General features: G+C 54.7%; 21 protein-coding genes and 1 pseudogene. 21 read left to right on the top strand and 1 reads right to left on the bottom strand.

The annotated features are described in order from the left end of the window. Window positions 1-141: EF-Tu C-terminal domain-related protein (locus AC2FJ6_RS12855; RefSeq protein WP_480723619.1), on the top strand; the 141-nt coding region annotated here is incomplete at its 5' end. Between the two features lie 107 nt (window positions 142-248). Here the strand turns inward: AC2FJ6_RS12855 and AC2FJ6_RS12850 are convergent. After that, window positions 249-1,442 (bottom strand): alpha/beta hydrolase, encoded by a 1,194-nt coding sequence (locus AC2FJ6_RS12850; protein WP_496669239.1) that lies wholly within the window; start codon window positions 1,440-1,442, stop codon window positions 249-251. Window positions 1,443-1,553: 111 nt separating this feature from the next. Here AC2FJ6_RS12850 and AC2FJ6_RS12845 point away from each other — a divergent pair, with 111 nt between their 5' ends. From AC2FJ6_RS12845 to rplN, 20 genes and pseudogenes are all read left to right on the top strand, one after another. Further along, on the top strand, window positions 1,554-1,763 hold the full coding sequence (locus tag AC2FJ6_RS12845) for a hypothetical protein (RefSeq protein ID WP_170773613.1): 210 nt from the start codon (window positions 1,554-1,556) through the stop codon (window positions 1,761-1,763). Between the two features lie 229 nt (window positions 1,764-1,992). Further along, window positions 1,993-2,307, top strand: coding sequence for a 30S ribosomal protein S10 (gene rpsJ, locus AC2FJ6_RS12840; RefSeq protein WP_008756422.1), 315 nt, complete (start codon window positions 1,993-1,995; stop codon window positions 2,305-2,307). Between the two features lie 18 nt (window positions 2,308-2,325). Further along, entirely contained in the window at window positions 2,326-3,051 is a 726-nt protein-coding gene (gene rplC / locus AC2FJ6_RS12835) for a 50S ribosomal protein L3 (RefSeq protein WP_170773614.1), read from the top strand. Next, window positions 3,048-3,665 carry a 50S ribosomal protein L4 gene (gene rplD / locus AC2FJ6_RS12830; protein WP_010437039.1) on the top strand — a complete coding sequence of 206 codons (618 nt, stop codon included), beginning with the start codon at window positions 3,048-3,050 and terminating at the stop codon, window positions 3,663-3,665. Before rplC ends, rplD begins: the two co-directional genes overlap by 4 nt. After that, on the top strand, window positions 3,662-3,958 hold the full coding sequence (locus AC2FJ6_RS12825) for a 50S ribosomal protein L23 (RefSeq protein ID WP_008757532.1): 297 nt from the start codon (window positions 3,662-3,664) through the stop codon (window positions 3,956-3,958). The genes rplD and AC2FJ6_RS12825 overlap by 4 nt, the downstream gene beginning before the upstream one ends. Further along, on the top strand, window positions 3,955-4,587 hold the full coding sequence (locus AC2FJ6_RS12820) for a hypothetical protein (RefSeq protein WP_170773615.1): 633 nt from the start codon (window positions 3,955-3,957) through the stop codon (window positions 4,585-4,587). Before AC2FJ6_RS12825 ends, AC2FJ6_RS12820 begins: the two co-directional genes overlap by 4 nt. A gap of 2 nt (window positions 4,588-4,589) precedes the next feature. Continuing rightward, a pseudogene (locus AC2FJ6_RS12815) lies at window positions 4,590-4,670 on the top strand (50S ribosomal protein L23); the annotation flags it as partial. 112 nt (window positions 4,671-4,782) lie between these two features. Further along, a complete protein-coding gene (locus AC2FJ6_RS12810) occupies window positions 4,783-5,868 on the top strand; it encodes a DUF262 domain-containing protein (RefSeq protein WP_170773616.1) in 1,086 nt (361 codons plus the stop codon). After that, window positions 5,861-6,400 carry a HEPN domain-containing protein gene (locus AC2FJ6_RS12805; protein ID WP_170773617.1) on the top strand — a complete coding sequence of 180 codons (540 nt, stop codon included), beginning with the start codon at window positions 5,861-5,863 and terminating at the stop codon, window positions 6,398-6,400. The genes AC2FJ6_RS12810 and AC2FJ6_RS12805 overlap by 8 nt, the downstream gene beginning before the upstream one ends. Before the next feature lie 171 nt (window positions 6,401-6,571). After that, a complete protein-coding gene (gene rplB, locus AC2FJ6_RS12800) occupies window positions 6,572-7,414 on the top strand; it encodes a 50S ribosomal protein L2 (protein ID WP_008757664.1) in 843 nt (280 codons plus the stop codon). 3 nt (window positions 7,415-7,417) lie between these two features. Next, the gene (rpsS, locus tag AC2FJ6_RS12795; RefSeq protein ID WP_005980699.1) at window positions 7,418-7,696 is read left to right on the top strand and encodes a 30S ribosomal protein S19; all 279 of its coding nucleotides are present in this window, start codon (window positions 7,418-7,420) and stop codon (window positions 7,694-7,696) included. 3 nt (window positions 7,697-7,699) lie between these two features. Then, window positions 7,700-8,080 (top strand): 50S ribosomal protein L22, encoded by a 381-nt coding sequence (gene rplV, locus AC2FJ6_RS12790; RefSeq protein ID WP_039538267.1) that lies wholly within the window; start codon window positions 7,700-7,702, stop codon window positions 8,078-8,080. Further along, on the top strand, window positions 8,080-8,790 hold the full coding sequence (rpsC, locus tag AC2FJ6_RS12785; protein WP_008758042.1) for a 30S ribosomal protein S3: 711 nt from the start codon (window positions 8,080-8,082) through the stop codon (window positions 8,788-8,790). The genes rplV and rpsC overlap by 1 nt, the downstream gene beginning before the upstream one ends. 12 nt (window positions 8,791-8,802) lie before the next feature. Continuing rightward, window positions 8,803-9,216 (top strand): 50S ribosomal protein L16, encoded by a 414-nt coding sequence (gene rplP / locus AC2FJ6_RS12780; protein ID WP_058283513.1) that lies wholly within the window; start codon window positions 8,803-8,805, stop codon window positions 9,214-9,216. A gap of 153 nt (window positions 9,217-9,369) precedes the next feature. Beyond that, window positions 9,370-9,918 carry an amino acid synthesis family protein gene (locus AC2FJ6_RS12775; RefSeq protein WP_170773618.1) on the top strand — a complete coding sequence of 183 codons (549 nt, stop codon included), beginning with the start codon at window positions 9,370-9,372 and terminating at the stop codon, window positions 9,916-9,918. Window positions 9,919-9,958: 40 nt separating this feature from the next. Beyond that, complete coding sequence (locus AC2FJ6_RS12770) at window positions 9,959-10,579, top strand: 2OG-Fe(II) oxygenase family protein (RefSeq protein ID WP_496669237.1); 621 nt, start codon at window positions 9,959-9,961, stop codon at window positions 10,577-10,579. Window positions 10,580-10,638: 59 nt separating this feature from the next. Continuing rightward, a complete protein-coding gene (locus AC2FJ6_RS12765) occupies window positions 10,639-11,505 on the top strand; it encodes a glycosyltransferase family 92 protein (RefSeq protein ID WP_170773622.1) in 867 nt (288 codons plus the stop codon). Window positions 11,506-11,687: 182 nt separating this feature from the next. Further along, window positions 11,688-11,894, top strand: a complete 207-nt coding sequence (gene rpmC, locus AC2FJ6_RS12760) for a 50S ribosomal protein L29 (protein WP_010437082.1) — start codon at window positions 11,688-11,690, stop codon at window positions 11,892-11,894. 4 nt (window positions 11,895-11,898) lie between these two features. Further along, window positions 11,899-12,129: a 30S ribosomal protein S17 gene (gene rpsQ / locus AC2FJ6_RS12755; RefSeq protein WP_152459158.1), complete on the top strand. Its 231-nt coding sequence runs from the start codon at window positions 11,899-11,901 to the stop codon at window positions 12,127-12,129. Window positions 12,130-12,205: 76 nt separating this feature from the next. Next, window positions 12,206-12,574 carry a 50S ribosomal protein L14 gene (rplN, locus tag AC2FJ6_RS12750; RefSeq protein ID WP_008757934.1) on the top strand — a complete coding sequence of 123 codons (369 nt, stop codon included), beginning with the start codon at window positions 12,206-12,208 and terminating at the stop codon, window positions 12,572-12,574. The last annotated feature ends 1 nt before the right edge of the window (window position 12,575 follow it).

Genomic DNA, 12,575 nt, shown 5'->3' with positions numbered 1-12,575 from the left:
GAGATGGTCATGCCTGGCGACAACGTGTCGTTCGGCGTTGAGCTGATCGCGCCGATCGCGATGGAGCAGGGCCTGCGCTTCGCGATCCGCGAAGGCGGCCGCACCGTCGGCGCCGGCGTTGTGTCGAAAATCACTGAATAATTCGCGCAAGCGAATGATCAGACAGAAAGGGCGTCCCTTGGGGCGCCCTTTTTGTTTGAAATAACGGTGCGGAAACAACACATACTTCTGCCGATGACTTGTTGTTTCTAGTTGTTTGGGACTTCAACAAAATCGCGGATACTGGCGATCATTCTCGTGAAATCTGGTTCGGCCTCAAAGAGCAAGTGGTTCGGGCTGTTCAATTGCACGAATAGTGCATTTGGAATTTTGGACGCCAGCAATTTTCCCTCGGAAAGTGGGGCAACTGCATCTCTATCACTGTGGATGACCAATGCTGGCACGGTGACCTGTGGCAAAAGACCGGACACATTAATATCGTCAAAAAGCGCCCGAAACTGCGCGATGTTTTCCGCAGGGCCACACAGCTTTTGAAACTCGTTGAACCATTGCGTTTCCTCTTTGGTGGCGTCCGGCATGAACATCGTAGTCAGAATCTGTCGTATCGCGGGATTGTCGTTTCCCCAACTGGTACGGATAAGTTGTACGAGGGCCTCGCTTTCTTCAAATTCCATCCTGTTGCCACGTTGTCTTCGCCCACGTGGATATCCACCGCTAAGGATCAGGTGTGAAATTCGCGAAGGGTGGCGGAGTGCGTATGCGACAGACACAGATGCGCCTTGCGACAATCCCAGTATTGCGACTTTTTCAAAGCCGTAAGCGTCGACCACCACTTCCATATCGTCGACCATTCGGTCGAAACTAATGTCAACATTGGCCCATTGCGACAGGCCGTTGCCACGCTGATCATACCGAATTAAAGAAAAATTTTGCGACAGGTGTCGAATATAGTCGCCATACGCTGGATTCTGCCAGTCTTGTTCCAGATGTGTCATCCAACTCCCGGAAATTAGCAATGGGTAACCCTCACCCGATGCCGTGTGTGCGATGGATGTGCCGTCATATGATTGGCAGAACTTTACTGTCGGCAATGTGTCCGGTTGAAGATTTCGGCGTCGGTGAAATGAAGATATGTCTTCGCCAGACTGAACAGAGATCTGACCGATCAAACGGAAACCGCGCCGCCCCACCGCTTCTATGTATTGCGAGTCTTTAGCCTTGTCGCCAAGCGCTTTTCGAATTTCAAAAATATACTCTCGTACCAGATCCGGGCTCACGTGCAGGTCTTTCCAGACTGCGTGAAGTATCTCCTCGCGAGACAACACAACGCCGGGTTTGGCTACCAAAAGAGCTAAAATATCGGTCGCCTTCGGAGACAGCGACGCATTTCCCTGTTCCGATGACAGCTTGCCATCGTTCAGATTCAGCACCCATTGCCCCATGCACGCCTCCAATGCGATCTCTCAAACTCAACGATAAAACAACGATAAGTCAACGGCATCGGTCCTCTGCCAAGTGTAAACTGAATTGCTAGATCAATCAGGATAAAAACGATGCCACATATCTCGACGAACAATTCGAGCCGAAACCTTACAATTAGTGAGAGTACGACGAAAGCTGAGGCGGCAGTATTGGTGCTACAACTTGCAACCCAACTGGAAGAGGAAATTTGTCTGGCGTTGTTGGAAGGTAATGTTGCCTTGGCACAGCGTTTGGCCTTGCCACAAGCTCGCTTGAAACAGCTGGGACAGGTTCTTCAATAGATGCTTCTGTTTCGAAATTTGCTTTCCGCTGGGAATCGCTGATACTGATAGGCATACCTCATGGGCTTGGGTCAATTACCCCTTGCCAAACCACACCAACCCCACTAATACGCGCGAGTTCTCAACAAGAACGTCAAGGCGGGGTGATTCCCGCCTTTTGGGTTCGAAGAGGGTTGGCGATGCGCGTCTGTCCTCCTCTCAACCTCAACGCCTAAAAAAGGCTGTTAATATGCAAAGCCAAAACATCCGTATTCGGCTGAAGGCATTTGACTATCGCGTTCTGGATGCCAGCACGCAAGAGATCGTCAACACTGCCAAGCGGACCGGCGCGAACGTGCGCGGCCCGATCCCGCTGCCGAACAAGATTGAGAAGTTCACGGTTCTCCGTGGCCCTCACGTTGACAAGAAATCCCGCGACCAGTTCGAGATCCGTACGCACAAGCGTCTGCTCGACATCGTTGATCCGACCCCCCAGACCGTTGACGCGCTGATGAAGCTCGACCTCGCTGCTGGTGTGGACGTCGAGATCAAGCTGCAGTCGTAAGATCGGAGGGTATAGATTATGCGCTCTGGTATTATCGCAAAAAAAGTTGGCATGACCCGCCTGTTCATGGAAGACGGCAAGCAGATCCCTGTGACCGTTCTTCACCTGGACAACCTGCAGGTTGTTGCACAGCGTACCGCTGACAAAGACGGCTACACCGCTGTTCAGCTGGGCGCCGGTGCTGCCAAGGCAAAACGCACCTCGAAAGCCATGCGCGGTCACTACGCCGCTGCCAAGGTTGAGCCCAAGCGTAAGCTGGCCGAGTTCCGTGTGTCGGAAGATGGCCTGATCGAAGTGGGTGCCGAGATTTCGGCAGAACACTTCCTGGAAGGTCAGAAAGTTGACGTTTCGGGCACCTCGATCGGTAAAGGCTTTGCCGGTGCGATGAAGCGTTGGAACTTTGGTGGTCTGCGCGCCTCGCACGGTGTTTCGATCAGCCACCGTTCGCACGGTTCGACCGGTCAGTGTCAGGACCCGGGCAAGGTTTTCAAAGGCAAGAAGATGGCCGGTCACATGGGCGCTGCCCGTGTAACCACCCAGAACCTGGAAGTTGTCAAAACTGACGCCGACCGGAACCTGGTCTTCATCAAAGGCGCCGTTCCCGGACCGAAATCGGGCTGGGTCACCGTCAAGGACGCCGTGAAGAAGAAAGCACCGGAAGGCTTGCCTTTCCCGGCTGCTGTGAAATCGGCTGCAACCGAAGCACCTGCGGAAGAAGCTACCGCGGAAGGTGGTGAAGCATGAAACTTGATGTAATCAAACTGGACGGCGGCAAAGCCGGCAACATCGAGCTGGATGCAGACCTGTTCGGCCTGGAGCCGCGCGCGGACATCCTGCACCGTGTGGTCCGTTGGCAGCGCAACAATGCGCAGGCCGGCACCCACAAGGTCAAGACCCGCTCGGAAACCAGCTACTCGACCAAGAAGATCTATCGCCAGAAGGGCACCGGTGGCGCACGGCACGGTGACCGTAACGCGCCGATCTTCCGTGGTGGTGGTATCTACAAAGGCCCCGTCGTTCGTTCGCACGGCCACGACCTACCCAAAAAGTTCCGCAAGCTAGGCCTGCGCCACGCTCTGTCGGCAAAAGCCAAGGCAGGTGAACTGGTTGTGATCGAGAACGCCGAAGCCGAAGGCAAGACTGCCGCTCTGGCCAAGCAGGTTGCAAACCTGGGCTGGAAACGTGCTCTGGTCATCGACGGCGCGACCGTGAACGAAGGGTTCCTGAAAGCGTCCAAGAACATCGAAGGTCTGGATATCCTGCCGTCGATGGGCGCAAACGTCTATGACATCCTCAAGCGTGACACCCTGGTGCTCACCAAAGCGGCTGTCGAAGCACTGGAGGCTCGTCTGAAATGAGCGCGAAGGCAGAACACTACGACGTGATCCGCAAGCCGATCATCACCGAAAAGTCGACCATGGCCTCTGAGAACGGCGCGGTTGTCTTTGAAGTGGCGATCGACAGCAACAAGCCGCAGATCAAAGAGGCCGTTGAGGCGCTGTTTGGTGTGAAGGTCAAAGCGGTGAACACCACCGTGACCAAAGGCAAGGTCAAGCGGTTCCGCGGCCAGCTGGGCCGCCGGAAAGACGTCAAAAAAGCATATGTGACCCTGGAAGAGGGCAACACCATCGACGTGAGCACCGGTCTTTGATCCGACGCTTATTGCGACTATTCACGGCCTCGGCGGATCAACCCGCCGGGGCCGATTTCGTTTCAGACCCTGAAACTGTGCGTGCGCAGTTGCTGGAGCAGATGCGGGCGTTCAGTGCCGAGCCCTATTTCCAGATTGCCGATGAAAAGCTGGGACTGCTGTCGGTGTTCGATGATCTGAAATACGACCGGGCGGATGTGGACATGATTTCTCCGGCGATGCGTCGCCATGTGGTCGGCAAACTTGGTCCGCTGGGGTTCCGCCAGACCTCGGGCACGGTATTGGAGCACGCCGAGGCCGATATGCGCGTGCGCATCCCCAAGTTCCACGCCCTCGGCGCGTCGCCTTTCGATATCGCGCGCTATACCGAGAAACGCCCGCAGGACTACTGCCTGCTGACGCCCACGCAGGTTGCCTGTCAGTACGTGGATCACTATGAGTTGGATGACGCCCTGCAGCAGATCGAGGCGTTGATTGCGAAGCACCCGATCAACCTGCTCAAACTGGCGGATTTTCTGGAAAGTAAACCCAAACACCGCGCCTTTCGCGAGGTGCTGGGGCATATCAAACTCAAGCAGAGGCTCGCGGTGGAGTCCGAGCCGCTGTGCCGCAGGCGGTCTTTGGGGTGAAGCTGGTCCGTCGGAAAGACGCCAAAAAGGCATGTGTGACCCTAGAAGAGGGTGACACCATCGACATGTCCACCGGTCTCTGATCGGTTCACGTTTGTGGAGAGAAAATAGGAGCCCTCGCGAAAGCGGGGGCTTTTCGTTTCTGGAACCTTTCGGTATCCATATTCCAAAGTGATAAAAATCAAGGAATTACTGATGTCTGAAGACACCGAAGCGGATATGCAAACCGATGACAGCGTCGATGCAGGGACAGAAACCTCAACTGTTGAGTTCAATATTGTCGTAACGGCAACAGATTGGAGTTTGGATCAACTGGCGACGATGTTTCGGTCTGAAGACATTGTTATCCCAGATTATCAGCGAAAGTATGTTTGGGATATTCGTCGTGCATCGACGTTAATCGAGTCTTTTGTGATTGGCCTCCCTGTTCCACAGGTATTTTTCTACGAGAACTCAGAAGGACAGTTGGAAGTCATTGATGGTCAACAACGTATTACGTCCATCGCGTATTTCTTTGAGGGTTATTTTGGTCCAGCAAATGCCGCGGGCAACAGGAAGGTCTTCAGGCTTACGGGCTTAGAGCAAAGAAAAGACTTGGAAGGTAAGTCGTTCGACGATTTGGAAGACCGAGTGAAGCGGAAGTTAAAGAACTCGAGCTTGCGTGGCGTGACGGTGAAGCAGCTTACGCCCGATCAAGACCAACCAGAAAGTGTCTATCATATATTTGAGAGGCTAAATACAGGTGGACAAGCCCTAAACTCGCAGGAAATTCGGAACGCTGTATATCGCGGCCCAATAATTGCGGCACTAGAGGATTTGAATGCTGATGCCAATTGGAGAAAGATCTTTGGAAAAGTGGATCCGGACCCAAAGCAACGAGACATTGAGTTGATTTTGCGATTGTTTTCTCTTTTCCAGAACATCGAAGCTTACAGGCCACCAATGAAGGATTTTCTGTCGACACAAATGGCCGAAAACAGATCATTTGACAGCGACCGTGCGAAAAAGTTCGTGACCGCTTTTCGTAGGGCGGCCAAAATTTCTAGCGAGGCTATTGAGAAACCGTTTAGACCGCGTGGCCTGCTGAACGCTGCAACGCTTGAAGCCGTGATGGGCGTACTTCTTGAGGCAGACGACGAGGTTACACTAACAGAAGACGACTATCGGCGACTAATTGAGGATGAGCCCTTCGTCGAAGCTTCTACGTCAAATACTACGAGCCTGGAGCAAGTTCGTTCTCGGCGTGAAATCGCATTGGAAATCTTGAACCCAGATGCGTGACTCAGTTGAGGCGAACTTTAAGCACATTCGCGATCTTGCGCGCAGCTTGGATGGTCTGGCTGGTCAGGCAACTGCTTCTGAAAGGCGAACCAGGAACGAGCTTGCTGGGATGTTCTCTGTAACAATTATTGCTACTTATGAAGGCATAGTTAGAGAGACTCTAGTGGACTACTCAGGGCGTTTCCATCCAAAGTTTCAAGCTCATGTGGAAAACGACCTTGCAAAGACTAATGCGAGAATCCGCTGGGATGACCTGAGAAGCTATGCGACGAAATTTGGGTTGGATGAGTGGAATGACCCTGCTTCGCAAAAAAAGAAAACCACATACGATCGGCTGCTCAAAGACAACCGAGAAGTCGTAGAGCGGAGGTTTCGCAAGGACTTAAAGGGTAGCTATAGTAACTTGTTCAAATGGCGTAATGACTATGCACATGAACGTTTGACTTCGGCAACTTTTAAAGATGTTTATGACGCTCACCGGGTTGCTCAATATGTTATTAGGACGTTCGTAAAAGCGTTTGACGAGGGCTAGACACCCCCCCCCAACCCTGTTACATGCTCCCAATCTTGCGGCCTCGGATTCGTTCCGGGGCCTCTGATATTTGTAACCGGGGACCTTCGGGGCCCTATACCCTTGGCACCTACGGGGGCCTATCACATAGCGGGGAAACTCCCTGCACTTGCTAAACGGAAGACAGAAAGCATGGCACTCAAGTCGTACAAGCCGACGACGCCGGGCCAGCGCGGGCTGGTGCTGATCGACCGTTCGGAGCTTTGGAAAGGACGTCCGGTCAAGTCTCTCACTGAGGGTTTGACCAAGTCGGGCGGCCGGAACAACACCGGACGGATCACTTCACGCCGCCGCGGCGGTGGCGCAAAGCGTCTCTACCGGATCGTTGACTTCAAACGGAACAAATTTGATGTCGCGGCAACCGTCGAGCGGATCGAATATGACCCGAACCGGACCGCATTCATCGCACTGGTAAAATACGAAGACGGCGAGCAGGCATATATCCTGGCTCCGCAGCGTCTGGCTGTTGGTGACAAAGTCGTGGCATCCGCCAAGGCCGACATCAAGCCGGGCAACGCGATGCCGTTCTCGGGTATGCCTATCGGTACCATCGTCCACAACATCGAGATGAAGCCTGGGAAAGGCGGTCAGATCGCACGTGCGGCCGGTACTTACGCTCAGTTCGTTGGTCGCGATGGCGGCTACGCTCAGATCCGTCTGAGCTCGGGCGAGCTTCGCATGGTCCGTCAGGAATGCATGGCCACCGTTGGTGCCGTGTCCAACCCCGACAACTCGAACCAGAACCTCGGTAAAGCCGGTCGTATGCGCCACAAAGGCGTTCGTCCGTCGGTTCGTGGTGTTGCAATGAACCCGATCGATCACCCGCACGGTGGTGGTGAAGGTCGTACCTCGGGTGGCCGTACACCGGTTACGCCGTGGGGTAAGGACACCAAGGGTAAGCGTACCCGCAACAAGAACAAAGCGTCCCAGAAGCTGATCATCCGCTCGCGGCACGCCAAGAAGAAGGGACGTTAATCCATGTCTCGCTCTGTTTGGAAGGGTCCTTTCGTCGATGCTTACGTGCTGAAAAAAGCCGAAGCAGCGCGCGAGTCGGGCCGCAACGAAGTCATCAAAATCTGGTCGCGTCGTTCCACCATTCTGCCCCAGTTCGTGGGTTTGACCTTTGGTGTGTACAACGGCCAGAAGCATATCCCGGTAAACGTCTCGGAAGACATGATCGGTCAGAAGTTCGGTGAATACTCGCCGACCCGTACCTATTATGGCCACGCCGCAGACAAAAAAGCGAAGCGGAAGTAAGTCATGGGCAAGGAAAAGAACCCCCGCCGCGTGGCTGAAAACGAAGCAATGGCGAAAACCCGCATGCTCCGTACCAGCCCGCAGAAACTGAACCTAGTTGCGCAAATGATCCGCGGCAAGAAAGTTGAGAAGGCTCTGACCGACCTGACTTTCAGCAACAAGCGTGTCGCGCAGGACGTCAAGAAGTGCCTGCAGTCCGCAATCGCCAACGCCGAGAACAACCACAACCTGGACGTTGACGAGCTGATCGTTGCCGAAGCCTGGGTTGGCAAGAACCTGGTCATGAAGCGCGGTCGCCCGCGTGCCCGTGGCCGTTTCGGCAAGATCATGAAGCCGTTCTCGGAGATCACCATCAAGGTGCGTCAAGTTGAGGAGCAAGCCTAATGGGTCATAAAGTAAATCCGATCGGCATGCGCCTGCAGGTCAACCGCACCTGGGACAGCCGCTGGTACGCCGACACCAAGGACTACGGTGATCTTCTGCTGGAAGACCTCAAGATCCGTGAGTTCATCAACAAAGAGTGCAAGCAGGCCGGTGTTGCCCGTGTGATCATCGAACGTCCGCACAAGAAGTGCCGCGTTACGATCCACACTGCACGTCCCGGTGTCATCATCGGCAAGAAAGGTGCAGACATCGAAGTTCTGCGCAAAAAGCTTGCTCGCATGACCGACAGCGAACTGCACCTGAACATCGTCGAAGTGCGCAAGCCCGAGCTTGACGCGCAGCTGGTTGCCGAGTCCATCGCTCAGCAGCTGGAACGTCGTGTTTCGTTCCGTCGTGCAATGAAGCGGTCAGTTCAGAATGCCATGCGCATGGGCGCCCTGGGTATCCGGGTGAACGTCGCTGGTCGTCTGGGCGGCGCTGAAATCGCACGGACCGAGTGGTACCGCGAAGGCCGCGTGCCTCTGCACACCCTGCGTGCCGACATCGATTACGCACATGCCGAAGCGATGACCCCCTATGGGATCATCGGGATCAAGGTCTGGATCTTCAAAGGTGAGATCATGGAGCACGATCCGCAGGCACGTGACCGTAAAGCACAGGAACTCCAGGACGGCCCTGCACCTCGTGGTGCTGGTGGCGGTCGTCGCTAAGGAGGGAAAGATATGCTTCAACCAAAGCGTACTAAATTCCGCAAGATGCACAAAGGCCGGATCAAGGGTCTCGCCAAGGGTGGCTCTGATCTGAACTTTGGCACCTACGGCCTCAAAGCTCTTGAGCCTGAGCGTGTAACTGCACGCCAGATCGAAGCTGCACGTCGTGCCATGACGCGTCACATGAAGCGTCAGGGTCGTGTCTGGATCCGCATCTTCCCCGACACTCCGGTCACGGCCAAGCCGATCGAAGTTCGTATGGGTAAAGGTAAAGGTTCGGTCGACCGCTGGGCCTGCAAGGTCAAGCCTGGCCGCGTGATGTTCGAGATCGACGGCGTTAATGACGACATCGCGCGTGAGGCCCTGCGCCTGGCCGCGATGAAGCTGCCGATCAAGACTCGCGTCGTGGTTCGCGAAGACTGGTAAGCGATCAGGGGGCAACCCCGTTCGTGACAAGATTGACCCCCGTCGGGAAGCCGGCGGGGGTTTTCTGTTGCGCTTGTGAAGTTAAGGGCCGCAAAAACCGTCGACCTCTTCCTATCGCGCCCCTAGGCTGCCCGGTAGAAATGGGAGGGCCCTATGGTTCAGCTGCGCAAAAAGATGTTCATCAAGGAAATCATAACCACTGATCAGTTGGGCCAGCCCAGTGATCCGATAAGCCGGGTTGCTGCTCTGGCGGTGTTCATGAACCCTCTGGCTGGACGGTTCTCGGATGACCTTTCAGAGTTGTTTGAGATTGGTGCGCTTCTTGGCCCGGTCCTCGCATCCGAAGCGATATCCCAACTGGACGGTGCGCCGGTATCCTACGGTAAGGCAGCGATCATCGGCGTGAACGGCGATCTTGAACAGGGCGGGGCGGTGATCCACCCCAAACTCGGTGCTCCCATGCGCGCGGCGGCGGGCGGAGGCGAGGCGGTTATCCCCTCGAATGCCAAATTAGGCGCGCCGGGTTGCGCGATTGATCTGCCACTGGGGCATAAAGATAACCCGTGGTCGTTCGACCATTTCGACACTATGACGCTGAACATTCCAGACGCGCCGAAACCGGATGAGATCGTACTGTGCCTCGCCTATGCTGATGGCGGCCGCCCAATTCCCCGCTGTGGCAAAGGACCCGTCAAAAGCTAATCGACTGGCCTTGTAGAAAACACTGCGGTATGCCCGGCCCATGGCACAGATTGAATCACTCTTCGTAACCCGTCTCTACCGCGCGTCTCTTTCCGAGTTCGATCCGAAGATCGACGCTCAGGAATTGGAAAGCTCTTGCCTTGTTATCGCCGAGGATGATGAGGCTGGGCAGGAATGGTGCGAAGAGAACGGCTATCCCGGCTATACCAGTTATGCTTCGCTGACCGACCTGCCGTGGCGGTTCCCGATTTTCGCCGATCTGGTCGCTGCCTTGGATCAGCACGTCGCCGCTTTTGCCAAGGATTTGGAGTTCGATCTGGGTGAGGGCGCGTTGAAGCTGGAAGACCTGTGGATCAACATCCTGCCCGAGGGCGGATTGCATTCCAGCCACCTGCACCCGCACAGCGTAATCTCGGGCACGACCTATGTGGCGATGCCCGAGGGGGCGAGTGCGTTGAAGCTGGAGGATCCCCGCTCGGGTCGCATGATGGCTGCGCCGACGCGCGTTAAAGGCGGGCGGAGGGATTTGCAGCCGTTCATCTATATGAAGCCGCAGGTGGGGGATGTGCTGCTGTGGGAAAGCTGGCTGCGCCACGAGGTGCCGATGAACATGGCCGAGGATGAGCGGATCAGTGTCAGCTTTAACTACAAGTGGGAGTGATGACAGTTACCTCAGGCGCGAGCATTTTTCATTAAACATCCAGATTGTACGTGATCAAGATGAGTTCGAGCACAATACTTCACAAACTCAACAATCTGTATCTTTGGGCCAGGTTCTGGAATCATAGGAGAAAGGTTCGTAGGAATGAGCTTGCCAAGGCTAAAACTCAGAACTCCAACAAGAACCGCCTTTGCGTACTTGGAACAGCAAAAAACGAGGCCTTGAATTTGGCCGAGTGGGTCGAGCACTACGCACAGCAGGGTGCCGACAAAGTATTTCTTATCGATAACGGAAGTACAGACAACTCGATGGAAGTAATTTCGAGCTTCCTAAGTTCTGGTTTCGTAGAAGTTGTCAGTCTCCCCCAAAAACACAAGCAAGTGGCTCATTATTGGGAGGCATTCCAAAAATTTCAGGTTCCGCAGTTGTTTGAGTGGATGTTGGTTGCTGACGTTGATGAGTTTTGGTTCTGCAAAGATGGGGCCAAGCTGGTTGATGCGTTGGAGCAATTTGACGATGTGGACGTTGTTTATGCGAACTGGACGGTCTTTGGTACTTCAGGTCACAAAGAACATCCCAACAGCTTGAGAAAAAATCTGGTCAAACGAAAACCCGGTTTGAGCCCACACAAATGGCGAAAGTACCTTGTGAGGACGTCAGTCCCGAAAAAACTAGGGGATATCGGGGTACACTATGTACGCGGCGCGGATTCATGCCGCACGATCTCTGACAACGAGACCTTCCAGATTAACCATTATCAGTTTCAAAGCCTACATTACTGGCAAAACGTTAAGTTGACTCGGGGAGACGCTGATAAATTCCACCAAGATCACAGTCGAAAACTCCAACATCTCATCGACTTTGATAAACTGTGCACGGAGTTGGACACGCAACTTGCAGATAGACTCCGATCGCTCGAATCGTAAAAGGGCTGGAAGATTGGAGTCTTTCAAACTTCCTCTTGCCACCCAACCCTCAAACCCTTATACGGCGGCATCTTGCGATCTCCCGGCGTTGTCGGGCGATTCGTATGTCTATCATTCATCCACCAGGTCAAAGGTGACCCGTGTACGGGGCCTTCTGGTGTTTTGAGCAAAGGAAAAAGGCGATGAACGCCCAAGAACTGCGTGACAAGACCCCGGACCAGCTCCGCGAGGAACTGGCCAACCTGAAGAAAGAAAGCTTTAACCTGCGCTTTCAACAGGCAACCGGTCAGCTGGAAAACACTGCTGGTATCAAAGCGGCCCGCCGCAACGCTGCCCGCGTCAAAACCATTCTGAACGAAAAGGCCGCTGCTGCGGCATCGGAGGAGTAATCCTATGCCCAAGCGTATCCTGTCCGGCGTGGTAACCAGCGACGCCAACGAGCAAACCGTAACCGTTTCGGTTGAGCGTCGTTTCAAGCACCCGCTGCTGCACAAAACCGTTCGTAAGTCCAAGAAATACCGGGCTCATGACGAAAAGAACGCCTTCAAGGTCGGCGACACCGTACGCATCATCGAATGCGCGCCGAAATCGAAGACGAAACGTTGGGAAGTTCTGGAAGCGTAAGCTTCCGGGATTTTCCCATTTGTCGAAACCCTGGGGGATCTAATCAGACCAGCCCCCACAGGTCGGGAGAAACCACATGATCCAGATGCAGACCAATCTGGATGTCGCTGACAACTCCGGCGCACGCCGAGTTCAGTGCATCAAGGTCCTGGGTGGTTCCAAGCGTAAATACGCCTCCGTCGGCGACATCATTGTCGTCTCGGTGAAGGAAGCCATCCCGCGCGGCCGCGTAAAGAAAGGGGACGTCCGCAAGGCCGTCGTCGTACGCACCGCCAAGGAAGTCCGTCGCGAAGACGGCACAGCGATCCGTTTCGATCGCAACGCCGCCGTCATCCTGAACAACAACAACGAGCCAGTCGGTACCCGTATCTTTGGCCCCGTTGTTCGCGAACTGCGCGGCAAGAACTTCATGAAAATCATCTCGCTGGCTCCGGAGGTGCTGTAAT

This window comes from Ruegeria sp. CDSA089, from assembly GCF_059612205.1.
The sequence above is the reverse complement of the archived record's forward strand: the minus strand, read 5'-3'. Positions and strand labels throughout refer to the sequence as shown.